The organism is Siccirubricoccus sp. G192 (genome assembly GCF_019084075.1).
Classification (GTDB): Bacteria; Pseudomonadota; Alphaproteobacteria; order Acetobacterales; family Acetobacteraceae; genus G192.
Window position 1 is genome coordinate 116,355 of the sequence record NZ_JAHREN010000001.1, and the last position, 25,262, is coordinate 141,616.

At 71.8% G+C, this 25,262-nt stretch carries 20 protein-coding genes; 10 read left to right on the top strand and 10 right to left on the bottom strand.

The features are described from left to right. The first annotated feature begins 14 nt into the window (after positions 1–14). The 5 genes from KSF81_RS00575 to KSF81_RS00595 are packed head-to-tail and all read left to right on the top strand — an operon-like array spanning position 15 to position 4,620. Entirely contained in the window at positions 15–962 is a 948-nt protein-coding gene (locus KSF81_RS00575; RefSeq protein ID WP_254453292.1) for a hypothetical protein, read from the top strand. Then, positions 955–1,569: a gluconate 2-dehydrogenase subunit 3 family protein gene (locus KSF81_RS00580; RefSeq protein ID WP_217377278.1), complete on the top strand. Its 615-nt coding sequence runs from the start codon at positions 955–957 to the stop codon at positions 1,567–1,569. Before KSF81_RS00575 ends, KSF81_RS00580 begins: the two co-directional genes overlap by 8 nt. Beyond that, positions 1,566–3,260, top strand: a complete 1,695-nt coding sequence (locus KSF81_RS00585; protein WP_254453293.1) for a GMC family oxidoreductase — start codon at positions 1,566–1,568, stop codon at positions 3,258–3,260. The genes KSF81_RS00580 and KSF81_RS00585 overlap by 4 nt, the downstream gene beginning before the upstream one ends. Positions 3,261–3,274: 14 nt before the next feature. After that, on the top strand, positions 3,275–4,198 hold the full coding sequence (locus tag KSF81_RS00590; RefSeq protein ID WP_217377279.1) for an SMP-30/gluconolactonase/LRE family protein: 924 nt from the start codon (positions 3,275–3,277) through the stop codon (positions 4,196–4,198). Further along, positions 4,183–4,620: a PPC domain-containing DNA-binding protein gene (locus tag KSF81_RS00595; RefSeq protein ID WP_217377280.1), complete on the top strand. Its 438-nt coding sequence runs from the start codon at positions 4,183–4,185 to the stop codon at positions 4,618–4,620. The genes KSF81_RS00590 and KSF81_RS00595 overlap by 16 nt, the downstream gene beginning before the upstream one ends. 159 nt (positions 4,621–4,779) lie before the next feature. Here KSF81_RS00595 and KSF81_RS00600 read toward each other — a convergent pair whose 3' ends face one another. The 3 genes from KSF81_RS00600 to KSF81_RS00610 form a co-directional block, all read right to left on the bottom strand. Beyond that, the gene (locus tag KSF81_RS00600; protein ID WP_217377281.1) at positions 4,780–5,091 is read right to left on the bottom strand and encodes a hypothetical protein; all 312 of its coding nucleotides are present in this window, start codon (positions 5,089–5,091) and stop codon (positions 4,780–4,782) included. Between the two features lie 159 nt (positions 5,092–5,250). Further along, on the bottom strand, positions 5,251–6,780 hold the full coding sequence (locus KSF81_RS00605; protein ID WP_217377282.1) for a GH3 auxin-responsive promoter family protein: 1,530 nt from the start codon (positions 6,778–6,780) through the stop codon (positions 5,251–5,253). Then, entirely contained in the window at positions 6,777–9,020 is a 2,244-nt protein-coding gene (locus KSF81_RS00610; protein ID WP_217377283.1) for a penicillin acylase family protein, read from the bottom strand. Before KSF81_RS00610 ends, KSF81_RS00605 begins: the two co-directional genes overlap by 4 nt. 594 nt (positions 9,021–9,614) lie before the next feature. Here KSF81_RS00610 and KSF81_RS00615 point away from each other — a divergent pair. Both KSF81_RS00615 and KSF81_RS00620 read left to right on the top strand, forming a co-directional pair. Next, positions 9,615–10,955, top strand: a complete 1,341-nt coding sequence (locus KSF81_RS00615) for a hypothetical protein (protein ID WP_217377284.1) — start codon at positions 9,615–9,617, stop codon at positions 10,953–10,955. A gap of 574 nt (positions 10,956–11,529) precedes the next feature. After that, positions 11,530–11,994, top strand: a complete 465-nt coding sequence (locus KSF81_RS00620; protein WP_217377285.1) for a hypothetical protein — start codon at positions 11,530–11,532, stop codon at positions 11,992–11,994. A gap of 186 nt (positions 11,995–12,180) precedes the next feature. On the opposite strand, the gene KSF81_RS00625 is transcribed toward KSF81_RS00620, so the two are convergent. Genes KSF81_RS00625 through KSF81_RS00650 form a run of 6 tightly spaced genes read right to left on the bottom strand, consistent with a single transcriptional unit; the run spans position 12,181 to position 17,502 of the window. After that, positions 12,181–13,170: a tripartite tricarboxylate transporter substrate binding protein gene (locus KSF81_RS00625; protein WP_217377286.1), complete on the bottom strand. Its 990-nt coding sequence runs from the start codon at positions 13,168–13,170 to the stop codon at positions 12,181–12,183. Positions 13,171–13,183: 13 nt separating this feature from the next. Continuing rightward, entirely contained in the window at positions 13,184–14,032 is an 849-nt protein-coding gene (locus tag KSF81_RS00630; RefSeq protein WP_375293293.1) for a gamma-glutamyltransferase, read from the bottom strand. After that, the gene (locus KSF81_RS00635; RefSeq protein WP_217377288.1) at positions 13,941–14,819 is read right to left on the bottom strand and encodes a gamma-glutamyltransferase; all 879 of its coding nucleotides are present in this window, start codon (positions 14,817–14,819) and stop codon (positions 13,941–13,943) included. Before KSF81_RS00635 ends, KSF81_RS00630 begins: the two co-directional genes overlap by 92 nt. 4 nt (positions 14,820–14,823) lie before the next feature. After that, positions 14,824–15,822, bottom strand: coding sequence for a tripartite tricarboxylate transporter substrate binding protein (locus KSF81_RS00640; RefSeq protein ID WP_217377289.1), 999 nt, complete (start codon positions 15,820–15,822; stop codon positions 14,824–14,826). Continuing rightward, on the bottom strand, positions 15,819–16,073 hold the full coding sequence (locus KSF81_RS00645; protein ID WP_217377290.1) for a GAF domain-containing protein: 255 nt from the start codon (positions 16,071–16,073) through the stop codon (positions 15,819–15,821). Before KSF81_RS00645 ends, KSF81_RS00640 begins: the two co-directional genes overlap by 4 nt. A 22-nt stretch (positions 16,074–16,095) precedes the next feature. After that, positions 16,096–17,502, bottom strand: coding sequence for a Xaa-Pro peptidase family protein (locus KSF81_RS00650; protein ID WP_217377291.1), 1,407 nt, complete (start codon positions 17,500–17,502; stop codon positions 16,096–16,098). Positions 17,503–17,737: 235 nt separating this feature from the next. Between KSF81_RS00650 and putA the strand changes: the two genes are divergently transcribed. Beyond that, the gene (gene putA, locus KSF81_RS00655; RefSeq protein WP_217377292.1) at positions 17,738–21,721 is read left to right on the top strand and encodes a trifunctional transcriptional regulator/proline dehydrogenase/L-glutamate gamma-semialdehyde dehydrogenase; all 3,984 of its coding nucleotides are present in this window, start codon (positions 17,738–17,740) and stop codon (positions 21,719–21,721) included. A gap of 43 nt (positions 21,722–21,764) precedes the next feature. Here the strand turns inward: putA and KSF81_RS00660 are convergent, their stop codons facing one another. Next, positions 21,765–22,295, bottom strand: coding sequence for a DUF882 domain-containing protein (locus tag KSF81_RS00660; RefSeq protein WP_254453294.1), 531 nt, complete (start codon positions 22,293–22,295; stop codon positions 21,765–21,767). Between the two features lie 581 nt (positions 22,296–22,876). On the opposite strand from KSF81_RS00660, the gene KSF81_RS00665 reads away from it, so the two are divergent. Continuing rightward, complete coding sequence (locus KSF81_RS00665) at positions 22,877–23,938, top strand: 3-dehydroquinate synthase (RefSeq protein WP_309139684.1); 1,062 nt, start codon at positions 22,877–22,879, stop codon at positions 23,936–23,938. Beyond that, positions 23,935–25,230: a metabolite traffic protein EboE gene (gene eboE / locus KSF81_RS00670; protein WP_217377294.1), complete on the top strand. Its 1,296-nt coding sequence runs from the start codon at positions 23,935–23,937 to the stop codon at positions 25,228–25,230. Before KSF81_RS00665 ends, eboE begins: the two co-directional genes overlap by 4 nt. The last annotated feature ends 32 nt before the right edge of the window (positions 25,231–25,262 follow it).

Consider the following 25,262-nt stretch of genomic DNA (forward strand, 5'->3'; position numbering starts at 1 on the left):
GAAAGGATGCGAGCATGCGCATGCTGGAGGCGAGGCGGGGCGGCAGGACCGGGCACCTCCTTGATCTCGCCCTGCCGCTCGCCGGCGCGGTGCTTGCCGCGCCGCGCCCACCGCCACGGACCGGCCGCGAGGCGCGCCGCACCGACCGGGTCGCCCGGCACCTGCATGGCGGCGCGGCCATCCTGGCGCTGGCGGTGCTGGCCGATAGCGGGCTGGAACACTACCGCGCCATGTTCTTCAACAGGGCGATGTATGTGCCGCTGGCGGCCTCCTCCCTCACGCTGGCGGCCAGCCTGCACGGGCTGCTGGACGAGAGGCCGCTGCCGCATGCGGCGCGCGATGCGGTCTATGGGCTGGCGGCGGCGACCGGGCTGGTCGGCAATGGCTTTCATCTCTGGAACATCGGCAAGCGGCCTGGCGGCTTCTCCTGGCTGAACCTGTTCTACGGTGCGCCGGTGGGCGCGCCGATGGCGCTGTTGCTGGCCGGCGCGGTCGGCCTCGCCGCCGAGCGGGTGCGGGAGGATGCGGCGGCGCGCCGGCCACGCATTCTCGGCCAGCCGGCCGGGCGGCTGCTGGCCGGGCTGGCTGCCACCGGCCTGGCGGGCACCAGCGCCGAGGCGGCGCTGTTCCATTTCCGCGGCGCCTATCATGACCCGTTCATGTTCGTGCCGGTCGCCCTGCCGCCGGTGGCGGCGGCGCTGCTGGCCCGCGCGGCGGCGGAGCCGGGCCGGCGCCGGCCGCGGCGGCTGGCCCGGTGGTGGCTGCGGCTGACCGCCTTGCTCGGCTTCGCCGGGGTCGGCTTCCACGCCTTCGGCATCCACCGGAACATGGGCGGCTGGCGCAACTGGAGCCAGAACATCCTGAACGGCCCGCCGCTGCCGGCGCCGCCCAGCTTCACCGGCCTCGCCCTGGCCGGGCTGGCGGCGCTGCGGCTGCTGGAGGAGGAGGGGCGGGATGGCTGAGTCCATGCATCGCTTCCCCGGCTATGACGTGCTGGCGAAGCGCGACACGCCCTCCTGGAACCCGCAGACCAGGCGCGTCATCGAGGAACGCCTGGCCCTGCCGCCGCAGGCGCACGGCTTCTTCACCGAGGCCGAGTGGCGGACGCTGAACGCGGTCTGCGCCCGCATCCTGCCGCAGCCGCCCGACCGCGCCGACCCCGTGCCGATCGCCGCCCTGCTGGACCAGCAGATGCAGCAGAACCGCGGCGACGGATTCCGCCAGGCCGACATGCCGCCGCTGCGCGAAGCCTGGCGCCGCGGCCTCGCCGCCATCGAGGCGGAGGCGCGGCTCCGGCACGGCGCCGCTTTCCACGCCCTGGCGGCGGCGCAGCAGGATGCGCTGCTGCACAGCATCCAGCAGGGCGAGGTGCGGGCCGCGGAGTGGCAGGGCCTGCCGGTGGCGCATTTCTTCAAGGCGCGGCTGCTGCACGACATCGTGGACGCCTATTACGCGCATCCCACCGCCTGGAACGAGATCGGCTTCGGCGGCCCGGCCTCGCCACGCGGCTATGTGCGCATGGGCTTCGACCGCCGCGATCCCTGGGAAGCGGTGGAACGCAAGCCATGAGCGCGTCCGATAACCACAGCGGCGCCAGCCCTGGAGGCCCGGATCGGCCGGCCGGCGAAGACCCGCTCGTCACGCCGCGGGCGCGGCAGGGGCGGGCGCCGGATGTCTTCCGCCCCGGCGCCTGGCTGCCGATGCGCGAATACCCCGAGGACGAGCCGGTGGATTTCGCCATCATCGGCACCGGCGCCGGTGGCAGCACCCTGGCCTGCCGCCTGGCCGAGCACGGCTTCGGCGTGGTGGCGCTGGAGGCTGGCCCCTTCTGGCGGCCGCTGGAGGATTTCGCCTCGGACGAGTTGGAGCAGAGCAAGCTCTATTGGCTGGACGAGCGGATCACCGATGGCGAGGATCCCATCGAGATGGGCCGCAACAACAGCGGCCGCTCGGTGGGCGGCAGCATGGTGCATTTCGCCATGGTTTCGCTGCGCTTCCGGCCGGAATGGTTCAGCGCGCGCAGTTCGCTTGGCTATGGCGTGGACTGGCCGATCCCCTGGCAGGAGATGTGGCGCTACTACGCCGAGGTGGAGGAGGCGCTGAAGATCGCCGGCCCCGTGCGCTACCCCTGGGGCCCGCCACGCGGCCGCTATCCCTACCGCGCGCATGAGGTGAACGCCGCCGGGCTGGTGCTGGCGCGCGGCTGCGAGGCGCTGGGCATTCCCTGGGCGCCGGTGCCGCTGGCCACTGTCTCTGCGCCGCGCGGCCAGTCGCCGCCCTGCGTCTACCGGGGCTTCTGCATCATCGGCTGCTCCACCAATGCCAAGCAGAGCCCGCTGGTCACCTGGATTCCCCGCGCCATCCGCGCCGGGGCGGAAATCCGCGACCTGGCCATGGCCGGGCGGGTCGAGCTGGGGCCGCGCGGGCGCGTCAGCGGCGTGCATTACCACCGCGAGGGGCGGTGGCGCTTCCAGCGGGCGCGCAACGTGGTGGTGGCGGGCTATGCGGTGGAGACGCCGCGGCTGCTGCTGAACTCCGCCTGCCCGGCATTCCCGGATGGCCTCGCCAACCGCTCCGGCCTGGTGGGGAAGAATCTCATGGTGCATTCCGGCCATGGCGTCTTCGGCCGGGTCGAGGAGGAGGTGCGCTGGTACAAGGGCCCGCCCTCCCTCGCCCTGACCGAGCACTGGAACTACACCGATACGGGCAAGGATTTCGATGGCGGCTATGTGCCGATGAGCCAGGGGCCGCTGCCGGTGGAATGGGCCAATGTCCTCACCGCGCGTGGGATCTGGGGCGAGGACCTGCGGCAGCGGATGACCGACTACATCCACGGGGCCGGCGCCAAGATCGTGGGCGAGGTGATGCCGCAGGAACGCAACCGCGTCACCCTGGATGCGGAGCAGGACCGCTTCGGCCTGCCGGTGGCGCGCGTCACCTTTTCCTACTGCGACAACGACCGCCGGCTGATCCGCCACGCCCTGCGCTTCCAGCGGCAATTGCTGGAAGGGGCCGGCGTCACCGGCCTCTTTGACGTGGAGGACACCGCGCATCTGATGGGCACCTGCCGCATGGGCACCGATCCGGTGCGGAGCGTGACCGATGCCGATGGTCGCTGCTGGGACATCCCCAATCTCTGGGTCTGCGATGGTTCGCTGTTTCCGACCAGCGGCGCCGTCAATCCCTCGCTGACCATCCAGGCGCTGGCCTGCCGCGCCGCGGACCGCATCCGCACGCTCGCGCGGCGGGGTGAATTGTGAGTGCGGGCGGTGTCGTGGCGGGCCCGCCGCGCCTGCTCTGGTCGGCGGGGGCGGAACTAGGCGAGGGACCGCTCTGGGACGAAGATGCCGGGGCGATCTGGTGGCTCGACATCGAGGGGCGGCGCCTGCACCGCGCCGACGAGGCGGGCGGAGCCCGGCGCAGTTGGGAGATGCCGGGGCGGATCGGCTGCCTGGCGCTGACCACGGACCCCCGCGGCCGGCTGCTGCCCGGCCTGGAGTCCGGCCTGCACCTCTTCGCGCCGGAAGCGGGGCCGGAGGGTCTCGAAGCCCTCGCCCGGCCCGCGCCCTGGCCGGCGGGCTGCCGGCCGAATGACGGCAAGGTGGATGCGCGCGGCCGTCTCTGGTTCGGCACCATGGAGACAGGCGGGCGCGAGGGCGGCGGCGCCCTGCACCGGCTGGACCCCGACGGGACCTGCCGCCTGGTCGAGGATGGCTGGACTATCCCGAACGGCCCAGCCCTCTCCCTGGACGGCGCGCGCCTCTTCTGGACCGACAGCCACCGCCGCTGCGTCTTCGCCTTCGATCTCGGCGCCGATGGCGAAGCGCGGAACCGGCGTGTCTTCCTCCGCTTTTCCGAGGATGCGCCGGGCGTGCCGGATGGCATGGCCATGGATGCCGAGGGCTGCCTCTGGATCGCGCATAACGGCGGCGGCCGGCTCACGCGCCATGCCGCGGATGGGCGCCTGCTGGAAGCTGTGCCCCTGCCGGCGCGGGCGGTGTCGAGTTGCGCCTTCGGCGGCCCTGGCCTGGCGACGCTCTTTGTCACCACCGCGCGGCAGGGGGCGGGACCGGGCGAGGCGGAAGTGGCCGGCGCGCTCTTCGCGGTCCCGACCGCGACGCGGGGGCTGCCGCCCGGCCGGCTGCGGCTCGACCGGTGGAACGACAGGCAGGAGGCGAGGCGATGCGGAGCAGGATGATCCATGAAGCCAATGGGCTGCGGGTCTATGCAGCGGTGCTCGATATCGGCGACGAGGCCATGGCGTGCCTGACGCGCCTGGCCGCGGATGAACGGCTGACCGCGGCGCAGGTCACCGCCATCGGCGCCTTCGGATCGGCGACCCTCGCCTTCTTCGACTGGGAGACGAAGGAATACGAGAAGATCCCGGTCCAGGAGCAGGTGGAGGTGCTGTCGCTCGCCGGCGACATGACGCTGGGCGAGGATGGCGGCCCGAAGCTGCACCTGCATGCCGTGCTCGGGCGGCGCGGCGGCGCGACGCTGGGCGGCCATCTGCTGGAGGCGCGGGTAAGGCCGACCCTCGAGGTGATCGTCAACGAATCGCCGGCGCATCTGTGGCGGGCGCATGACGCGCGCAGCGGGCTGGCGCTGATCCGCCTGTAGCCGGGTCAGGAAAAAACCGGATCATGCGCTTGCCGCGCTCCCGCCATCGCGGCGCTCAACCGCATGATCCGGGTCGCGCAGCCGGCTCCGTTCGCGCCGGCTGACATGGCCCTGCCGCAGGGGGCCATGCCGGCATCCCTGCGCCCAGGCCCGGCCCCGTCATTCCCTGTGGCGGGAGGCGCCGTGGTCGCCGTGTTCGCGCCGTGCGGCGGTGTCGCGGCCCACGATCTTGCTGAAGCGGCCATCCTTCTCGTAGAGGAGCGCCAGCTTGCTCTCCTCGAATTGCCGGAAGAACTCGTCCCAGGAGATCTCGACCAGGGCCGCGCTCTCGGAATGCGAGCTTTCCGGGAACATGATGCGGATGATCCCGACATCGTCATCCGTATGCGTCCGGTTGACGGCCCCGGGCTTTCCGCCATGCGATTCCGCCCATTTCCGGATGGTCGCGTGGTCGGTCGTGACGTCGGCCATGGTCGGCCTCCCTGGCTGCTGCTCCGCTCCTCCCCCTAACTCCTGCGCCGCGCAGCGGTTTGGCCGATGCTGAAAGAGCCATCCCGTTCCCATGTCCCGAGGACGCTCCGAACGGCAGGGGCCGGAGCGTTCCGGCTGCCTTGGCAGGCTTGGTCCGCACTACCCCGCCGCCCGGTTCAGGGCCTCCAGCACCGCTTCGGCCGCCGCAAACCGGTCGGGATCGGCGATGACGCGCGGCACCTTGTGCTGGCCGCCGAGCTTGCCCTGTTCCCGCATCCAGGCGGCGAAGCTGCCCTGCCGCAGCAGGACCATCTCCGGTGCGCCCAGTTGCCCGGCCTGGCGATGCGCCGCGTAGTCATCGTTCCGCCGGGTCAGTGCCGCATCCAGCGCGGCCACCAGGCGCGGCGTCAGCCGGGTGGCGTCGTCAGGCAGGGCCCCTGCCGGCTCCAGCAGCCAGCGATGCAGGCCACGCGTTCCGTGGAAGGCCGGACCCACCGTATATTCCGCCACGGCAATGCGCTGCGAGGCGGCGGCCTCCAGCAGCGCCGCGTCGATCTCCTCGCCGGTCAGGTGCTCCCCGAAGGCGGAGAGGCTGTAGGAGGTGCGCCCCGTCACCAGCAGCCGCGGCGGGCTGCGGTCCAGGAACCGCACCGTATCGCCCAGCACATAGGCCCAGAGCCCGGCGCAGGAGGAGACGACCACGGCGTATTCGATGCCGGTCTCGATGCTCGCCGCCCAATGGCGGCGGGGGTTCGGCGCCTCCAGCTCCGCCAGGGGCACGAATTCGAAGAAGCAGCCGCGGTCCAGGTTCAGCCGCAGCCCTTCGCCCTCGCCCCGGTCGGCGATGGCGACGAAGCCCTCGCTGGCCGGATACACTTCCCGGGTGGCGCAGCCCGCGGGCAGGTAGGGCAGCAGGCGGTCGCGATAGGGCGCCCAGGCGACACCGCCATGCACCAGCAGTTCCAAGGCCGGCAGCGGCGGGTGGCCATGCCGGGCGGCGAGGCGTTCCAGCAACACCAGCAGCCAGCTCGGCGTGCCCGTCAGCACGCGGATGCGCCCGGCCGGCGCCGCTTCCGCCAGGGCAGCCAGCTTGCGGTCCCAATCGGCGAGCAGCGCCAGCCGCCGCGGCGGGAAGCTCCAGGCGGCGAGGAAGCCGGGCACCTCCACCGCGGCGATGCCGGACAGGTCGCCCTGCCGCACGCCGGGCGCCAGCCGCTCCAGCGCCGTGGAGCCGCCGAGCATGAAGGAGAGGCCGCCGAAGACGCGGCTCCGGGGATTCGCATGCAGATACCAGCCGAGCGCATCCACCGCCGCCCCGCGATTGGCTCGCACCATCTCCCGCGTCACCGGGATGTATTTCGTCCGGCCGGAGGTGGTGCCGGAAGACAGCGCGAAATAGGGCAGCCGGCCCGGCCAGGTGATGTTCCGCAACACCGGGTAGGGTTCGCGCCACCACTCCTCCCAGAACTGCTCGTAGCGGCGCAGCGGCACCCGGGCCTGGAATTCCGCGACGCTGCCGATGCGGCCGAAACCATGTGCCATGCCGAAGCGGGTGCGGGCCGCGCGCCGGACCAGCCGCAGCAGAAGTATCTCCTGCGTCGTCACGGGGTTCATCGCCAGCAGCCGGGCGATGCGGCGCCGTGTCGCCAGGTGCAGCAGGGGCGTCGCATCGAAGGGCGGGCCGGTCATCGCGGGGAGAGCACCGTCACTTCGGGGAATTCCACCGCCACGACTTCCGGCCGCAGCGGCATGCGGATGGCGCGCCCCTCCCGCCACAGCGGCACCTGGTCGGCGAAGGCGGCGCTGCCGAGCCAGCCATCCTGGCCGCCGAACAGCACGAACCAATTCGCATCCGGGTCGGCGAGGTCGGAGACGAACCGCGCCATGGAGCCGAAGCTCACCTCATGCGGGCCGGAGACCAGCCCATGCCCGGTCTTCATCGGCGTCTCCCGCGATCCGCCCACCGGGAAATCGCCCAGCACGAAGGCGCGGCCGAGCAGCGGCAGGTTCACCAGCCAATGCGCCGCGCGCAGCCGGTGCACCTCCCCCCAATTGCGCCAGCGCGCCGCCAGCGGTGCGGCCGCGGCCACCGCCCCGCGCAGCACCGCCTCCCGCCGGGCGGGGGGCAGCGCGTCGAGGTCGCGCAGCAGGAAGGTGGTGATGAAATCCCAGCCCGTCTCCGGTCCCCGGCCGCCGCCCTCGCGGCCTTCCGGCAGCAGGGCCGGGACTAGCCGCGCAACCAGCCGCACAAGCAGCAATTCGAAGACCAGCGCCGCCTCGCTCGTTGCGGCGTAATCGCCATCCCAGCCGCGCAGCCGTGCCAGCATGGCGGGCTCCGGCGCCCCGCCGGGCAGGCTGTCCAGCCGGGCGAGCAGCCCCTCGGCCAGCAGCGCCGCCTTGGGGGAGCGCGTATCGGTCTGCAACGCCGCCATGTCCTCCGGCGTCAGCTTCGGCCTGGCGAGCAGCAGCGCGCGCAGCCGGTCCACCCGGTCGCCATCGCTGAAGAACCAGCCGATGCGTGGCGGGTTATCCGCCCAGGTGGCGGGGTTCTCGTTGGCCGAGGCCAGCACGCCCTCCGGCGGGTTCTCCAGCCAGGGCAGGCTGCCTGCATCCCGCAACTGCCGCCAGGGCGCGGTCGCCGCGGGATCGGCGCCATCGAGCACCGGGTCTGCAGCCGGAAAGCCGGGGCGGGAGGGCAGCACGGCCGCGGTGAGCCGGCCGATGGTCCCGGCGCGGTCGGCATGGAGCATGTTCTGTGGCGAGACGCCGAAGCCGGCGAAGCTCTCCCGGAAGGCGGCGGCACTGCGGGCGCGGGTGGCCCGCAGCAGGGCGGTGATCTCGTCGGTCGGCTCATGCCCGACCCAGCGCAGCGCGATCGGCTCGCCGGGGCGGGAGGGCACCAGGGCCGCATCCGTCACCACCGGCCCGAGCGGCGTCACCCGGATGCGCCGCCGCGCATCGCGCCACAGCCGCTGCCGGATCGTCACCTCGGATTCGGCGAAGGCTTCGGGCGGCAGGCGCGAGACATCGAAGAGGTCGGAGGAAGCGGCCCGGAGATTGGTGCCGCCCCAGGCGAGATCCGGGTTCCGCCCGAGCCCGGTGATGGGCAGCCCCGGCACCATCAGCCCCACCAGGTGGAAGGAGGGCGAGCGCATGCCCGCGATGAACCAGAGATTGGGCAGCGACAGGCCGAGATGCGGGTCCGAGGCCAGCAGCGCCCCGCCCGAGGCGCTGCGCGAGGGCGCCACCGCCACCGCATTGCTGCCCGAGCGCGACAGGCCGAGCAGCAGGCCATTGAGCGCCGCTTGCCGCGGGTCCGCTTCGTCCTCGGGCGGGGTCAGGCTCGCGCCGGCCTCCAGGGTTCGCCGCCAGAGCCGCGCGAAGCCCGGCCGTCCCCGTTCAGCAAGCAGGGAGAAGAGCGAAAGCCAGTTGATATCGCTGCCCGCCAGCCGGCCGATCGCCAGGATATCGGCCGCGCTGTAGGGCTCGGGCCGGAGGCCGAGCAGGGCGGATTCGGGCGGTGGCCGAGGTCCGCCCGAGGTGGCGCGATTCAGCCCGGCGACGAAGGCCTGGACGAAGTCGCGTGTTTCCGCCGGCCATCGCCGCTCGACCTCCGGCGCGGCGCGGCCGAAATCCAGGATCCGCAGCGCGTGGTCGATATCGACGGCCAGCGGCCCCGCGATCTCGGAGAGCCGCCCCCGCGCGACCATGCGCAGCAACGCGACCTGGGCGCCGCGTAGATGCCCATGCACCAGGCCCAGGGCGAAGCCGAGATCGGCATCGGTCTCGGCCTCGATCCAGGGGACGAGATGGCTGTTCCAGCGGATGGTCACGGGGCGCTGCAGGTCCAGCCCTTGCCGCGGCAGGGCGGCCAGGCGGTCCGCCACCCCGACCTGGCGCGGCAGCAGCGCCGCGCAGCCCGGGAGCATGGCGGCCACCGCCAGCAGGAGCGCCCCGCCCCGCCATAGTCTGCCGCCAGAGGCCACGCCCGATCTCCCCCCCTTTGCGTCCCGGTCTCCTGCCCGGCATGGTAACGCCAGCAGACATGGCCAGATGCCGGCCCTCAGGCGATCACCCGCGCCCGAGTTGGCAACGCCGCCCTGAGTCGCTGCGCCGCCGCGTGGAAGCGGAGCGGAAGGGTGAAGCCTTCGCCTCGGCCAGCGTGTGAGGAACCAGTGGCGGGAGGGCTTGCCAGCCGCCCGGGACGGCGTGCTGAATCGGCCGGTCGGCGATGCCTGGGTTGCGCGCGACCCGATGGCGGCAACATCGGAGGGCTACGCGGCCGGCAGCCTGCTCCGACCCGGAAGACCCGGTCCGCCAAGCTCCGGCGGATCGAAGGTCTGCGGCTTTCCTTCCCGGTTGTTGTCATGGATGCGATCAGCGGTTCGGTCGAGACGCTATTGCCCTGAACTCTTCGGGAAGGCCGGGCGCTGCTTGCGGAGAGCATCGATCGGCCTATCCTGCACTTCGCCTTCCGGGTGGGACCGATGCAAGACGGCGAGTTGGACAAGGCGGCGCGATCCATGCTGCCGGGGCAGCCAACGACCAGCCGGCGCGGTGGCCTGCTGGCCGGCGCCGTTGCACTGACCGGCGCGGCGCTGGCCGGCACGAGGGCTGCGGCTTGTATCCTGCCGGCCGGTTCACGTCCTCCGGCTTCGCCTCCGGACGACCGGACGGCCCAGGCCGGCTGGCCGCCTTCCGGCAAGGCCGGGCTGCTCATCACGGGCCAGAGCAATGCCGGCCTCTTCCTGCATGATGGCGGCATCTGGATCATGAACCAGGGCCTCGCCGCGCTGCTCGGGATCGGGAGGGCCTATTACGATCCGCGCCTCGATGGCCTGCGGCGGCTCGACGGCTATGCCTTGCGCGAAGGGGCCCACCGCAACCCCGACATGGCCACCACCTATGGCGGCCGGCCGCTCTGGGCGCCCGGTGACGATGGTGCCTTCCTGGTGCACCAGCCCGGGATGGACCCCTCCCTTTGGCAGCAGGGCTTTGCCGGACGATCGCTAGACCGCTTCCTGCGTGAGCTGCTGACCGCCCGTGACCGTGCCGAATGCCTCGGCATCCTGTGGATCCATACCGAAGCCGACAGCCGCGGCAAGCGGATGGGCGATGTCGCGACGCATGCCGCGGCCATCCGGCGCCATATCGGCCTGATCCGCGCCGCCTTCGGCCGTCCGGCCACCGGTCCCGGGGAGCTGCCCGCCTATGGCTGGTCGCCCATCCCCTATGGCGACAGCGCCGAGGGACACCGGGCGGTGCGCGCCGCACTCGCCGAAGTGGTGGCCGACCCGAGCCAGAACTTCCGGCTCGCCATCCCCCAGACCGGCGACAGCGAGCCCCGCGATGGACAGGACTGGTCGCACCGCGACGCTCCGGACCTGCGGCTCTTCGCGCGCCGCGCCGCCTATGCCATCGCGTGGCATCAGCGTGTGCGGTGCGGTCCCGGCCTGGCGGATCTCCCGGGCCCCGGACCCCGGATCAGCCTGGCCCGGGCCGAGAGCCCGGCCACGACCATGCTCACCGTGGACCATGACCAGGGCCGGCGATTGAAAGCAAGCCGTGCCGCGCGCGACGGGCGCGGCTGGTCGGTCCTTGACCAGGGCGCCTCGCGCGCCGTGACCGCGATGGAACTCATGGGCACGGACCGGATCCTGCTCCGCCATGAGCCTTGCCTCGGCGGGGCGCAACGGCGTGCGATCGGCTACTGCCTCCATGGCGAGCAGGTCGGGCGCGGCAACGCCGTCACCGATGACTGGAGCGCCTACGCGTCGCTGCCTCCCGGCCTCGGTGCGGATTGGCGGTTCGACTTTCCCCTGCAGGCCACGCTCCTGCCGATCATCGCCGGCGAGGGCATCTAGCCCGCCTGGCACCACCCGGGCCTGCTCCAGGTGGATGGGGACGGTTCCAAGGGCATGGCCACATAGGCCGGCGGACCACGAGCAAACAACGCCCGGCGCATGCAGGGCTTCCCCAGGCTCGTGTCCCGAACGCAACACCTGCCGGCCCTCTGCGGGTCCCGGCCACTCCAGCGCGGCGCGGCGCGTAATAGTAATAGTATACAAATCTGCCGTCCGCCCACCAGGCCGGCATCCAGGGTGAACACCGGGGGGTGTGATGCTCGGACACCGGATGCGGTGGAAGAGGGGCCGCCCTCGACCGCTGGGCGTGGCGGGGATGAACCGCCTCTCCCGTTATCGAGGACCGATCGCGGCAGCGGCCTGCTGGTGCGGCCTTGCCACACTTGTCGTGCTGGAGGGACTCTCGCCTCCCACCACGTCGCGGCATTCTGCCCCTCTGGACAGCCTCCCCGCCCATCGATTCAGGCTGGAGGTCGGCGCGGCCATGCCCCCTGGCCGGAGGGACCGGCACGAGGTCCAGCTCGACGCCCCAGGCTCCGCCGTGGCGCCTGCCGGAGACGGGAGCTACCCACGCATGGTGCTGGCCAGCGGCCGGGGCTGTGCAGGGGCTGCCGTGGTCGGGACCACGGGTTGCACCTCGGGGGCCGAACCCGATGCGCCGACCGGGCGAGGGCCGACCGGGCGAGGGGAGGACGCCTCACCCGACGAGCGTCATGCCGCCGCAATGCGCAGCCCGACCGAGCCGCCTCCGGAGATCCTCATCCAGCATCGGCGCGGCTCGGCGGCTGGGCGGACGGCGGCGCAGCGGATCGCGGAGGAGGCACGCCGGGCCGGGGTGAAGGTCGTGGACATCCGCGCTGCGGCTGCCGTGCCGGGACGGCGCGAGATTCACTACTTCCGCGGCGAAGACGCGGGCGCAGGAGAGCACCTGGCCTTACGGTTCCGCCGCCGCTGGGGGAATGCCTGGCGGGTGCTGGCATCGGAGCCGAACGCGGCGGTCCCGGCCCATACGCTCGAAATATGGCTGCCGCACCGCTGAAGGGGCTGACGACCGCGAGCCCGATGCGGCGGGCCGTCGCGCAATTCCCTGGGCAGGGTGCTCAGGAGCGACCTGCGCAGGCGCGCGCAGGTGGCCCTGGCCGCCCGGCCCGGCAGCGACGCCGGCTGAGCTTCGCCACCAAGGCGCCCTTCCTGCCCTGCGGCGAACCCTTCTCCGCGCTGGAGGTCAATCCAAGGTGGCGCCGGAGGCGCGGATGATGGGCGTCCAGACCGCCAGTTCCTCGCGCACGAAACGCTGCGCGTCGTCGAGGAAAAGGCGGCCCGGTGCGGTCGCCGTCTCGGCGTAGCGGCGGACGACGTCGGGCGCCTCCAGCGCTTCCTTCGTCGCGGTGGCCAGCCGCTCCAGGATCGGGCGCGGTGTGCGTGCGGGCGCCGCGATGCCGGACCATCCATCCACCACCAAGCCCTCGAAGCCCAGCTCGCGGAAGGTCGGGATGTCGGGGAAGGCGGGGATGCGCTCGGGCCAGCTATGCGCCAGCGGGCGCAGCGCGCCGTTGCGGATATTCGCGCTGGCCGCCGTCAGGCTGTCCACCATCATCGGCAGCACGCCGCCCGCGATGTCGGTGGCGATCTGCGCCGCGCCCCGGTAGGGCACATGCGTCATCGTGATCCCGGCCGCGGCAAGGAAGCGCGTCATGACGAGATGCGGCATGGAGCCGATGCCGGCGCTGCCGTAACTGAGCGCGTCCGGCCGGCGCCGCGCCTCGGCCACAAGCTCGGCCAGCGTGCGGATCGGCAGGTCGGGACGGACGAGGATCAGGTAGGGCGTGCTCATCACCATGGCGATATGCGCGAAGTCCCGGTCGGGGTCCCAGGTCACGCGCTCGCCATAGAGCACCTTGCCCACCACCATCGCGCTGATGACGGAAAGCACCAGCGTGTAGCCATCGGGGGCCGCGCGCGCGACCTGGCCGGTGCCGAGGGTGGCCCCCGCGCCCGGGCGGTTGTCCACCAGGATCGCCTGGCCGATCCGGCGGGACATCTCGCCCGTCACGATGCGGGCGATGATGTCGGTGGTGCCGCCCGGTGCGAAGGGCACGATGAAGCGGATGGGCTGGGCCTGCGGCCAGGGCGCCGAGGACTGCGCCCGGGCCAGCGCCGGCGCGGCGAGGCCGGAGAGCGCAGCGAGGCCAAGGCTGCGGCGGGACATCGTCATGGCGTGGCGTTCCTCATGCGATGCCGGCGGCCAGGCCGTCGCGCTGTGGGTCGGCGCCGCCCTCCAGGCGCCCGTCCCACATGACGATGCCGTGCACGGCGGCGAAGGGATAGCTGGCGGGCGAGCGGCGCACCTCGTAGCCCATCGCCTCCAGCGCGCGCTGCGCGGCGCGCGGGATGCGGTTGCCGATATCGATGGCGTCGCTGGTCGCGCTGAAGCGTGGGGCCTGCACCGCCTCCTGCATCGTCATGCCGAAATCCAGCAGGTTCACCAGGGCCTGCAGGATGGCGATGGGAATCCAGGCGCCGCCCGGCGCGCCCATCGTGGCGACGGCGTGCCCCTCCTCCAGCACGATGGTAGGCGACATGGAGGAGAAGCGCCGCTTGCCGGGCGCGATGGAACCGGCGCGGCCTGGGCGCGGATCGTACCAGTTCATCGCGCCGTTCAGCATGAAGCCCGTCCCCGGCGGGATGACGCCGGATGGCAGGCCGAGCGTATGCGTCAGGGAGGCCACCATCCCCTGCGCGTCCACGCAGGAGACGGTGGTGGTGTGCTGCGAGTCCGCGCCGACCCGCGGCAGGTGCAGCTTCTCGCCCGCGCGGATGGCGGAGGCACGCTCCTCGGCATAGGCGTCGGAGAGCAGTTGTGCCAGCGGCGGGGGAACGAAGCGCGGGTCGCCGATATGGCGGTCCTTGTCGCGGCCGGCGACCTTCATCGCCTCCGCCACCACGCGCATGTAATCGGGGCTGTTGTGGCCGAGCGCGGTGAGGTCAAACTGCTCCAGGATGCGGAGCATCTCGGCCACCATGATGCCGCCGGCAGGGGGCGCCGGCAGAGCGACCAGGCGACCGCGGTAGCCCACCGTGAGCGGTGCCGCGATCTCTGGCCGGAAGCCTGCAAGATCGGCGGCCGCGAGCAGCCCCCCCGTGGCGCTCCATATCCGTCAGGATGCGGCGCGCGATGCCGCCCGTGTAGAAATCCTCCGCCCCGTCCCGCGCAAGGGCGGCGAGGGTGGCCGCGAGGTCCGGGTTGCGCACCGTATCGCCGAGCCGCTTGGGCGAGCCATCCCCACGCAGATAGAGCCGCGCGCCGTCCTCGGTGAAGGCGAGCTTCTCGCGGTAGCTCAGGCGGCCATAGGCACGCTCGTCCAGGGTGAACATCGTCGCCACATGCGGGCGCACCAGCCAGCCTTCGGTGGCGATCCCGATGGCCGGCTCGAAGAGGCTGGCCCAGGGGCGGCGCCCCCAGCGCCGATGCGCCTCGGCGAAGACCTGCAGAATGCCGGGCGTGGTGACGGCGGCGTGGCCAAGCTCGTTCACATGGCCGCGCAGGACATAGCCGTAGCCATCCGGGCATTCGCGCTCGAAGGCGGCCTCCCACATCCCCTCGGTGCAGGCGGCGGGGCAGGTGGAGAGGCCGTCCAGCACCAGATGGTCACCCGTCGCGGGGTCGAGGATCTGCAGCACGCCGAGGCCGCCGATGCCGCACATCATCGGGTCCACCACGCCTTGCGCCAGCGCGCAGGCGAGGACGGCATCCAGCGCATTGCCGCCGGCCTCGAGGGTGGCGGTCCCCGCCTCCACCGCCTCGGGCTGCGGGGCCACGATCATGGCGCGGGGTTCGGGCAGGCGTCGTTCGGGGCGGGGCATGGCGCTACTCCACCCGGATGCCGCGGCGGCGGATGAAGGCGGCCATCGCCTCGCTCTCCGACCTGGCGCGCTGCTGGATGGAGGCGGCCGAGCCGGAGACCGGCTCCAGCACCGCCTCGCGCAGGCGCTGCGTCACGGCGGGGCTGTCCACCACGGCGCGGATGGCGGCGTTCAGCCGCTCCACCACGGGAGGCGCCACGCCGGCCGGGCCGACAAAGGCATACCAGCCGGGCATCGTCACATCCGCCAGCCCGGCCTCCCGCAGCGTGGGCACCTCGGGCAGCGCCGGCGAGCGCTCGGTGCCCAGGGTCGCGAGGGGGACCACGTTGCCGCCCTGGATGGCGGAGAGGGTGCTGCCGAGCGGGTTCACCATGGAATCCGTGTCGCCGGCGATGATGCTGGTCAGGGCGGGCGCGGAGCCGGCGAAGGGCACATGGGTCAGGCGGATATCGGCCCGCTCGGCGATCATCTCCATGGCCAGATGCGTGGAATTGCCGATACCCGCGCTGCCATAGGTCACGCCCTCGGGCCGGGCGCGGGCGCGCTCGATGAACTGCGCCATGCTGGTGATGCCGGTGCGGCGCCCGGCCACCACCACGAAGGGCGTGTCGGCGATGGGCGCGATCCAGGTGAAGTCCCGCCAGGGATCATAGGGCAGGTTGGGGTAGAGGTTCGGGTTGAAGCTGAAGATCGAGACGCCGCCCAGCAGCAGCGTCCCGCCATCCGGGCGCGACTGCCGCAGGGCATTGATGGAGATGATGCCGTTGGCGCCGGGCCGGTTCTCGATCACCACCGGCCGCCCGAGTTCGCGCGAGAGCGGCTCGGAGAGCAGGCGGGCCAGGATATCCGTCGCGCCGCCGGGCGGCTGCGGGATGATGACGCGCAGCGCCTGCCCCGCCTCCTGCGCCAGGGCAGGGGTGGTCAGGGCACGGGTGGCCAGGCCGGGAGCAGCCAGGGCGGCGAGCAGCGCGCCGGCCATGCGGCGCGGAATGGGGTGGGTCATCGTCCTTCTCCCAGGATGCGCAGGATAGGCGCGACGGCGAGCGCCGCGAAGACCGAGAGCGCGGGCAACTGCGCCTCGGTGTAGTGGCAGGCCTCGTGCAGCAGGTTCAGCGCGCCGAGCGTCCGCCCGTCCCAGCGCACCGGCATGTTCACGGCGGATTCGCAGCCGAGCGAGAGGATGAGATCGTGGTCGGGGAAGGCGCGGATGATGTCCTCGCGGTTGCGGCAGAAGCGCGGGACGCCCTGCTGCACGACGAGGCGATAGAGTTCGGAATCACGCCGGATGGGCTTCTCGCCCCCCCACCGGATAGGCCGCTGGCCGGCTGCTGTGGAAGCGGCGGCTGACACCGCGCGCCTCGTCCAGCAGGAGCACGGTGAAGAGGCGGTGGCCGATGGTGGCACCCAGCGCCGCGTCCAGCGCCGCCAGGCCGGTCGCCGGCTGGCCGGGTGCCGCGAGCGCGGCGGCGACCCGCTGCACATGCTCCATGCTCATGCCACCGTCTGCGCGGCGAGATCCTTGGAGGCGCGGGTCAGCACCTCGGGCCTGGCGCCCACCACCACCGTGTCGTCGTGGCGGAAGCCGCCCAGGCCCCATTGGTAGAGGCCCGGTTCGGCCGAATAGACCTCGTTCTCCAGCAGCGGGCGGGTATTGAAGGCCATGTCCTCCGGGGAATTCATGCCCGAGCGTGCCCATGCCATGCCCGGTGCGATGCAGCATGAGGTCCGCGCAGCCGGCACGCTCGATCACCATCTGGGCGGCGGCATCGATGGCGCAGACGGGCTGGCCCGTGACGGCCGCCGCGCAGGCCGCCTCGTTCGCGGCCCGCGCCGTCTCGAACAGGAAGGCCTGGCGGCTGTCCGGCCTGCCGCAGAACCAGGTGCGCTCATTCTCCACCACCAGCCCGTTCACGCGCGGGATGACGATATTGACCAGGCCATGGCCCTTCTCGATCCGCTGCCCCGAGGAGCGGCCATCGCCATGCGGCGCGCAGCTCGCCGGGCCGGAGAGGGTCCAGCAGCGCATGATCTCCAGATGCTCGCCCGGAAAGCGGCGGGCGGATTCCTCCGCCATCGCCGCAGCCATGGCCATGTCCATCTCCTGCACCAGCCGGCCGGGGCGGATCGCCTCGCGGTAGCGGTCCTGCACCCAGTCGGTCAGCGCCGCGATCTCGCGCAGGAGCTGGATTTCCTCGGCATGCTTCACCCAGCGCAGGCTGCGGCAGCCGGCGGTGGCGCCTTCCAGCCTGAGATGCGGCAGCAATGCCGCCGCGCGGGCCAGCATGCCGCCCGCCGTATCGGCGCCGATGCGGGCACGGGCCAGGCCGGCGCGGCGCAGGCGGTCGGCCACCATCTCGGGCCATTGCGTCACCAGTGGCACGCGGCGGGTCAGGCGGGGATGCTCGGCATAGAACTCCACATCCGTCACCCAGAGCTTGTCCGCCTCGGCGCCGAAGCGCCAATGGTTGGTGGAGAGCTCGTTCAGGATGGCGAAGGGCGCGCCGTTGCGCGGCACGATGCAGAGGATGGGGCGTTCCCACACCTGCACATCGGTCGAGAAATTGGTGACGAATTGGAAGAAGTCGCCCTGGGTGAAAGCGAGGGCATCATACCCCTCGCGATCCATGAGGGCCTGCATGAGGCCGATGCGGTGGTCGCGGACGGCAGCGCTGAGAACGGCCATGGCGGCGTGCTCCTTCGGACGGGTTCGGAGTGGTCAGCCGAGGCGCAGGCCGCGGCGGATGCGGTTGCCCGGGATGCCGTGTGCCCGCAGCCAATCCTTGGAACCAGCATACTACCAGACGCTGCCGTCCGGCAGGTGCAACCTTGATTTCGAAGGAGGTTGCGCCTTCTTTGTATTGCGGTGATGCCCCGGCAGGCAGCCAACCGGAATCGGTTGCGCCCAGGAGTTCGGCTCGATGGCGGCCTCGACGCTTGGCGTGAAGGTGGACGATGCTCTGCGGGCGCGGCTGAAGGCCGCTGCGGAGGCGCAGGGCCGCACGCCGCACTGGCTGGTGAAGCAGGCGATCCTCTCGGTGCTGGACCGGCTGGAGCGCGGCGGCAGCCTGCCCGCCATCCTGGAAGATTCCGATACCCACCCGCCCGAATCCGCGGCGGCAGCGCCGGTTGCACCGCAGCCCTTCGTGGAATTCGCCCGTGGCGTGCAGCCGCAGACGGTGTCGCGCGCCAGGATCACCGAAGCCTATCGCCGGCCGGAGGCGGAGTGCCTGCCCCTCCTGATCTCGGCCGCGACCCTGCCGGAGCCCGTCACCAGGGCCGCGCGCGACCTGGCGCGCAAGCTGGTGGAGGCGCTGCGGGCCAAGGGAAGCCGCGGCGGCGTGGAGGGGCTGATCCAGGAATTCTCGCTCTCCAGCCAGGAGGGCGTGGCCCTGATGTGCCTGGCGGAGGCGCTGCTGCGCATCCCGGACCGCGCCACCCGCGACGCCCTGATCCGCGACAAGATCAGCGCCGGCGACTGGCGCTCCCATCTCGGCCACAGCCCCTCGCTTTTCGTCAATGCCGCCACCTGGGGGCTGGTGGTCACCGGCAGGCTGACCGCGACCAGCAGCGAGGCGGGGATGTCCTCGGCCCTTGCGAAGCTGATCGCCCGCGGCGGCGAGCCGGTGATCCGCAAGGGCGTCGATCTCGCCATGCGGATGATGGGGGAGCAATTCGTCACCGGCCAGACCATCGCCGAGGCGCTGGCCAATAGCCGCCGGATGGAGGCCAAGGGCTTCCGCCATTCCTACGACATGCTGGGCGAGGCCGCGACCACGGCCGCCGATGCCGAGCGCTACTTCCGCGACTACGAACAGGCCATCCACGCCATCGGCAGGGCCGCCGGCGGGCGCGGCATCCATGAGGGGCCCGGCATCTCGATCAAGCTCTCCGCCCTGCATCCGCGCTATTCCCGCGCCCAGCGGGACCGCGTGATGGCCGAGCTGCTGCCCCGCCTGCTGGCGCTGGCGGTGCTGGCCCGGCGCTACGACATCGGCCTGAACATCGACGCCGAGGAAGCCGACCGGCTGGAGATCTCGCTCGACCTGCTGGAGGCGCTCTGCGTCGCGCCGGAACTGGCCGGCTGGGACGGCATCGGCTTCGTGGTGCAGGCCTACCAGAAACGCGCCCCCTTCGTGCTGGACCACCTCATCGACCTGGCGCGGCGCAGCGGCCACCGGCTGATGCTGCGCCTGGTCAAGGGCGCCTATTGGGATAGCGAGATCAAGCGGGCCCAGGTGGAGGGGCTTGAGGGCTTCCCGGTCTTCACCCGCAAGGTCCATACCGACGTGTCCTATCTGGCCTGCGCGCGGAAGCTGCTGGCGGCGCCGGACGCGGTCTTCCCGCAATTCGCCACCCATAACGCGCAGGTGCTGGCGACCATCCATGCCATGGCGGGCAGCGACTTCCATGCCGGGCAATACGAGTTCCAGTGCCTGCATGGCATGGGCGAGCCGCTCTATGAGGAGGTGGTGGGCCCGGCCAGGCTGAACCGCCCCTGCCGCATCTACGCCCCCGTGGGCACGCATGAGACGCTGCTGGCCTATCTGGTGCGCCGGCTGCTGGAGAACGGTGCCAACAGCTCCTTCGTCAACCGCATCGGCGACCCCGCGGTTCCGGTGGAGGCGCTGATCGCCGATCCCGTCGCGGCGGCCCGCGCCATCGAGCCGCCTGGCGCGCCGCATCCGCGCATCGCCCTGCCGCGTGACCTGTTCGGGGCCGAGTCGTCCGGTCGCCTGGAGGCGCAGCCGGAGGGCGTGAACCGGCCGGCAAGATACAAGCGGCCCGGTCGCCTGGAGGCGCAGCCGGAGGGCGTGAACCGGTCCGCAAGATACAAGCGGCCGAACTCCGCCGGGCTCGACCTGTCGAACGAGCAGCGCCTGGCTTCGCTCTCCGCCGCCCTGCTGGCCGGCACCGAGGCCCCGCTTACCGCGGCGCCCCTGCTGGGCGATGGCGAAGCGGCCGGGGAAGCGCGCGAGATCCGCAACCCAGCCGACCACCGCGACCTGGTGGGCCGCGTGGTCGAGGCGACGCCCGCGGTGGTGGAGGCGGCCCTCGCCCAGGCGGTGGCCGCCGCGCCCATCTGGCAGGCCACGCCGCCGGCCGAGCGGGCCGCCTGCCTGCTGCGCGCCGCCGCGTTGATGGAAGGGCGCATGCCGGCGCTGCTCGGCCCCATCGTGCGCGAGGCCGGGAAGTCGCTGCCCAATGCCATCGCCGAGGTGCGGGAGGCGGTGGATTTCCTGCGCTATTATGCCGCGCAGGTCCGTGATGGCTTCGACAATGCCACGCACCGGCCGCTCGGCCCGGTCGCCTGCATCAGCCCCTGGAATTTCCCGCTGGCCATCTTCACCGGCCAGGTCGCGGCGGCGCTTGCGGCGGGCAACCTCGTGCTGGCCAAGCCGGCGGAGGAAACGCCGCTGATCGCCGCCCTGGCCCTGCGCCTGCTGCGCGAGGCCGGCCTGCCGCCGGGCGCCGTGCAGCTTCTTCCCGGCAATGGCGAGGTCGGCGCGCGGCTGGTGGCCGATCCCCGCATATGCGGGGTGATGTTCACCGGCTCCACCGAGGTGGCGCGGTTGATCCAGCGCCGGCTCGCGGAGCGGCTGAGCCCGGCGGGGCAGCCCATCCCGCTGGTTGCCGAGACGGGCGGGCAGAACGCGCTGGTGGTGGACAGTTCGGCGCTTGCCGAGCAGGTGGTGGGCGATGTGCTGACCTCGGCCTTCGACAGCGCCGGCCAGCGCTGCTCCGCGCTCCGGGTGCTCTGCCTGCAGCAGGAGGTGGCGGAGCGGGTGCTGGCCATGCTGAAGGGCGCCATGGCGGAGCTTGCCATCGGCAATCCCGACCGGCTTTCCACCGATGTCGGCCCGGTGATCAGCGCCGAGGCGCAACATGGCATCCTCGCCCATGTCGGGGCGATGCGGGAGAAGGGCCGGGCGGTCCATGCCCTGGCGCTGCCGGAAGCCTGCCGGCACGGCACCTTCGTCGCGCCGACACTCATCGAGATCGAGAGCCTGGCCGAGCTGGAGCGGGAAGTCTTCGGGCCGGTGCTGCATGTGCTGCGCTTCCGGCGGGACCGGCTGGACGCGCTGGTGCAGGAGATCAATGCCACCGGCTATGGCCTGACCTTCGGCGTGCATTCCCGCATCGACGAGACCATCGCCCGGCTGACCCGGCGCGTCGCGGCGGGCAATATCTACGTCAACCGCAACCTGATCGGCGCCGTGGTGGGGGTGCAGCCCTTCGGCGGGCAGAGGCTCTCCGGCACCGGGCCGAAGGCGGGCGGACCGCTCACCCTGCGGCGCCTGCTGGCTTCCTGCCCGGCCGAGACGGGGCTGCCGCCCGGTCAGGTCATGCGCCCATCCGCCTGGCATGATTGGCTGGCCTCGCAGGGCAAGGCGGAAGCTGCCGCGCGATGCCGCCGCTATGCCGAAAACTCGCGCCTGGGGTCGCAGTTGGACCTTCCCGGACCCGTGGGGGAGGTCAACCTCTATTCCCTCCATGCCAGGGGGACCGTGCTTTGCGTGGCGGCCACCGAATTCGGCCTGCTGGTGCAGATCGGTGCGGCGCTCGCCACCGGAAATACCGCGCGGGTCTGGGCACCGGAGGCACTGCGGACCCTGCTCGATGGCCTTCCGGTGGAGTTGCGCGATCGCATCACGCTGGCCGAGAGCCGCGATGCCTCCGGCTGCGCCGCCGTGCTGTTCGAGGGCGATGGCGATGCGCTGCGCAACCTGGCCCAGGAGGTCGCCGGGCTGGAAGGGCCCATCCGGCCGGTCTTCGGCGCCGCATCCGACGCGTTGCAGGCCGGCTCGGCGGATTACCCGCTCGATTTTCTGCTGGCAGAGCACTCCGTGAGCACCAACACCGCCGCCGCCGGCGGGAATGCTGGCCTCATGACCATCGGCTGAAGCCCGGACGGGTGATGCCTTGCGATGCCGCCGCTATAGACAGTCAGGAACCGACGCGCGTCCAGACCCTTTGCGGGCCGATGTCCACATGGACGAAGCCCGTATAGAGCCCGATGCCCATGAAGCCGAGGCGGCGTGACAGCATCCACACCACGGCTCCAAGTTCGTCCGGATGGACGCCCTGCATGGTGATGTCCGCCGCGAGTCCCTGAAGGTGCAGGCTTCCCGGTGCCGCGCCCTCGATCGAGCCATTGGTGCGGGGGGTCCGGTAGCCCGAGCCGATGACGAGGGGCCGCCGATATGCCCATCGTTCCTGGAGAACGGAGAGGATATCAACCAGCAATCCCGGCAGCGGACCCTGAAGGTCTTCGTGCAGGTCGCGAAAGAGGTGGCGCAAGCGGGCGAGTGCCACTGCGTTGTAACTGTTCCCGGAGCGATAGGCGACGGCCACCTCCTCTCCGGCGCGGTTCACCGCCCATATCCACCGCTCGCTGGAGGCGCCGGAGCCTGCCCGGGCGGGCCATGTCACGGATGATGGGGCGGCCGTGAGGAGGAGGGTGCGCCGCGAGAGCATGGAGGCATGTTTCTACTCGCTCTAGCCAAAAATGGGAATTAGAATTCAACTTATCAATCCTAAGTATAGGCACACCGAGGCTCCCGCTTCACCAACCTGAGCGGCAGGCCACCCAGGCGCCACCGAGCCAGTGCCGCCATGCGCCTCAGCGCCATGCTGGCACGGAAGCCAAAGGGAGATCGGGCTCCAGGCGCATCTGGGCACCATTTTCGGCGGTCTCTCGCGCATGGCTGCGCGGTGGCCTGGCGCGGTGAAGCCACGCCGGAACCCGTCCGGGCATCCCTCGCGACCGAGTGGCATCCGTGCCTCATAGCCTCGCGAGGGCAATTGCGGCGGCATAGGCAAGAGCGCAGCATGCTGCTCAGATCGCCGCAGAATGGATATGACGTCGCTGGCGGCGGGAGAAAGCATGAGTACCGGTAGCAGCAGCCTCGATCCGCCGTCGCCAGCCGAGACCGCGGCGCGCCTGCATACCGAAACCGTCGTGCAGCGCTTCGCGGTCGCCTACGAGTACCCGGTCGCCTTCACCGAGCACCTCTTCGACCCCCGCAACCCCCCTGCTGGCCGAGACGGTCGGCCGCATCGAGCCCGACCGCCGGCATCGCTGCCTGGTCTTCCTCGACGATGGGCTGGCCGCAAGCCGGCCCGGGCTCAGCGACGAGATCGCCGCCTATGCCCGGCACCATTCCGGCCGGATCGAGCTGGTCGCTCCGCCGGTGCCGGTGCCGGGCGGCGAGGTCGTCAAGAACGACCTCCACTTCGTGGAGCGCATGCAGCGCCTGGTCTTCGATCACCGCCTGGACCGGCACTCCTTCGTCATCGCCGTGGGTGGCGGCGCGATGCTGGACGCGGTGGGGCTCGTCGCCGCCACCTCCCATCGTGGCCTGCGCCTCATCCGCGTGCCGACGACCGTCCTCGCCCAGAACGACTCCGGTGTCGGCGTGAAGAATGCCGTGAACCTGTACGAGGTGAAGAATTTCTGCGGCACCTTCGCGCCCCCCTTCGCCGTGCTGAACGATGCCGACTTCATCGCGATGCTGCCGCCGCGCGAGCGCATCGCCGGCATGGCCGAGGCGGTGAAGGTCGCGCTGATCCGCGACGCCGACTTCTTCCTCTGGCTGGAGCGGCACGCCGACGATCTCGTGCTGTCCGAACCGGCGGCGATGGCCTGGATGATCCGCCGCTGCGCGGAGCTGCACATGCGCCAGATCGCGCAGGGCGGCGATCCCTTCGAGACCGGCAGCGCCCGGCCGCTCGACTTCGGCCATTGGGCCGCGCACAAGCTGGAGGCGCTGACCCGGCACCATCTCCGCCATGGCGAGGCGGTGGCGATCGGGATCGCGCTCGATGCGCGGTACTCCGTGCTCGCCGGATTGCTGGCACCCGGCGAGGAGCTGCGCATCGCCGCGCTGCTGGAGCATCTCGGCTTCCGGCTCTACCACCCCGCGCTCACGCAGCGCCAGGGCGGCGACGGCCCTCTCGCGGTGCTCGCCGGGCTGCGGGAGTTCCGCGAGCATCTCGGCGGCGAGCTCACCGTGACGCTGCTGGCCGGAATCGGCCGTGGCATCGAGGTGCATGCCATGGATGAGGCGCTGGTCGCCGCGGCGATCGCCTGGCTCCAGGACCGGAGCGCCGCGCCGTGAGGCTCGATCTTCCGGGCCAGGCGCCGGCGCATCTCACCTATTGCACCAATATCCACCCGGGCGAGTCCTGGCCGGAGGTCCGTGCCGCGATCGAGCGCAACCTGCCCGAGGTGAAGCGCCGCGCATCGCCGGATGCGCCGATGGGGGTCGGGCTGCGCCTTTCGGCGGCGGCAGCCGCGACGCTGGCCGAGGAGGCGGAGAGCCTCGCCTGGCTGCGCGATTTCCTCGGCCGCCATGGCCTCTATGTCTTCACCATCAACGGCTTCCCCTATGGCCGCTTCCACGGCGCGCGCGTGAAGGAGGAGGTCTATCAGCCGGACTGGCGCCAGCCGGAGCGGCTCGCCTATACGAACCGCCTCGCGGGCCTGCTCGCCGCCCTGATGCCGGCGGACCAGCCGGACCTGACCGGCAGCGTCAGCACGGTGCCGGGCGGATTCCGCACTCTCGCCGGCGCACCGGGCGCGGTTGCGGAGGTGGGGGATGCGTTGCTGCGGCACACGGCGCAGCTGATCGCGCTGCGGGAGCGCACGGGGCGGACCATCGCCCTCGCGCTCGAGCCCGAGCCGATGTGCCTGCTGGAGACGATCGAGGAGGCCGCGCTGTTCTTCGAGGAGCACCTGCTCTCGCGCGCCGCCATCGCCCGCCTCGCCGCCCTGGCGGGGCTCTCCGCGCCCGCGGCCGAGGCGGCGGTGCGGCGGCATCTCGGCCTCTGCTTCGATGTCTGCCATGCCGCGGTGGAGTTCGAGGATCCCGCGGCAAGCCTGGCGCGGCTGCGGCGGAGCGGCATCGGAGTCGGCAAGCTCCAGCTCTCCTCGGCGCTGCGGATCCCGCGGGTGGACGCTGCGGCCGTGGCGCGCCTGCGCCCCTTCGATGAGGGCGTCTACCTCCATCAGGTGGTCGAGCGGCGCGCGGATGGCCGGATCATCCGCTACCTCGACCTCGCCGACGCTTTCGCCGCCTTCGAAGGCGACGCGGCGGGTGGGCCGCGTGAATGGCGCGTGCATTTCCACGTGCCGGTCTTCCATGACGATCTCGGTGTCTTCGCCACGACCCAGCCCTTTCTGCGCGAGATCCTTGCACTGCAGCGGCGTGAGGCGATCAGCCCGCATCTTGAGGTGGAGACCTATACCTGGGACGTGCTGCCCCCCCGAACTCCGGCGGGTCGAGGTGACCAAGGCGATCGCGCGCGAACTGGCCTGGGTGCGGGAGCAGCTTGGGGGGTGATTGCCGCCCTCGGCGATCTCCGTCCTGCGGCGTCGGATCAGCGGAATGCAATGCGACGGCCGCACTGATATGCTTGTGCAGTGACGGTCCACCCGCCGCG

What these genes read in the sequence shown, in the direction of transcription:
- putA (WP_217377292.1), top strand. Translation starts at nt 17,738, where the DNA reads ATGGCGGCCTCGACGCTTGGCGTGAAGGTGGACGATGCTCTGCGGGCG.
- KSF81_RS00575 (WP_254453292.1), top strand. Translation starts at nt 15, where the DNA reads ATGCGCATGCTGGAGGCGAGGCGGGGCGGCAGGACCGGGCACCTCCTT.
- KSF81_RS00640 (WP_217377289.1), bottom strand. Translation starts at nt 15,822, where the DNA reads ATGACCCACCCCATTCCGCGCCGCATGGCCGGCGCGCTGCTCGCCGCC.
- KSF81_RS00580 (WP_217377278.1), top strand. Translation starts at nt 955, where the DNA reads ATGGCTGAGTCCATGCATCGCTTCCCCGGCTATGACGTGCTGGCGAAG.
- KSF81_RS00600 (WP_217377281.1), bottom strand. Translation starts at nt 5,091, where the DNA reads ATGGCCGACGTCACGACCGACCACGCGACCATCCGGAAATGGGCGGAA.
- KSF81_RS00635 (WP_217377288.1), bottom strand. Translation starts at nt 14,819, where the DNA reads ATGCCCCGCCCCGAACGACGCCTGCCCGAACCCCGCGCCATGATCGTG.
- KSF81_RS00585 (WP_254453293.1), top strand. Translation starts at nt 1,566, where the DNA reads ATGAGCGCGTCCGATAACCACAGCGGCGCCAGCCCTGGAGGCCCGGAT.
- KSF81_RS00615 (WP_217377284.1), top strand. Translation starts at nt 9,615, where the DNA reads ATGCTGCCGGGGCAGCCAACGACCAGCCGGCGCGGTGGCCTGCTGGCC.
- KSF81_RS00660 (WP_254453294.1), bottom strand. Translation starts at nt 22,295, where the DNA reads ATGCTCTCGCGGCGCACCCTCCTCCTCACGGCCGCCCCATCATCCGTG.
- KSF81_RS00595 (WP_217377280.1), top strand. Translation starts at nt 4,183, where the DNA reads ATGCGGAGCAGGATGATCCATGAAGCCAATGGGCTGCGGGTCTATGCA.
- KSF81_RS00625 (WP_217377286.1), bottom strand. Translation starts at nt 13,170, where the DNA reads ATGACGATGTCCCGCCGCAGCCTTGGCCTCGCTGCGCTCTCCGGCCTC.
- KSF81_RS00605 (WP_217377282.1), bottom strand. Translation starts at nt 6,780, where the DNA reads ATGACCGGCCCGCCCTTCGATGCGACGCCCCTGCTGCACCTGGCGACA.
- KSF81_RS00620 (WP_217377285.1), top strand. Translation starts at nt 11,530, where the DNA reads ATGGTGCTGGCCAGCGGCCGGGGCTGTGCAGGGGCTGCCGTGGTCGGG.
- KSF81_RS00650 (WP_217377291.1), bottom strand. Translation starts at nt 17,502, where the DNA reads ATGGCCGTTCTCAGCGCTGCCGTCCGCGACCACCGCATCGGCCTCATG.
- KSF81_RS00610 (WP_217377283.1), bottom strand. Translation starts at nt 9,020, where the DNA reads ATGCTCCCGGGCTGCGCGGCGCTGCTGCCGCGCCAGGTCGGGGTGGCG.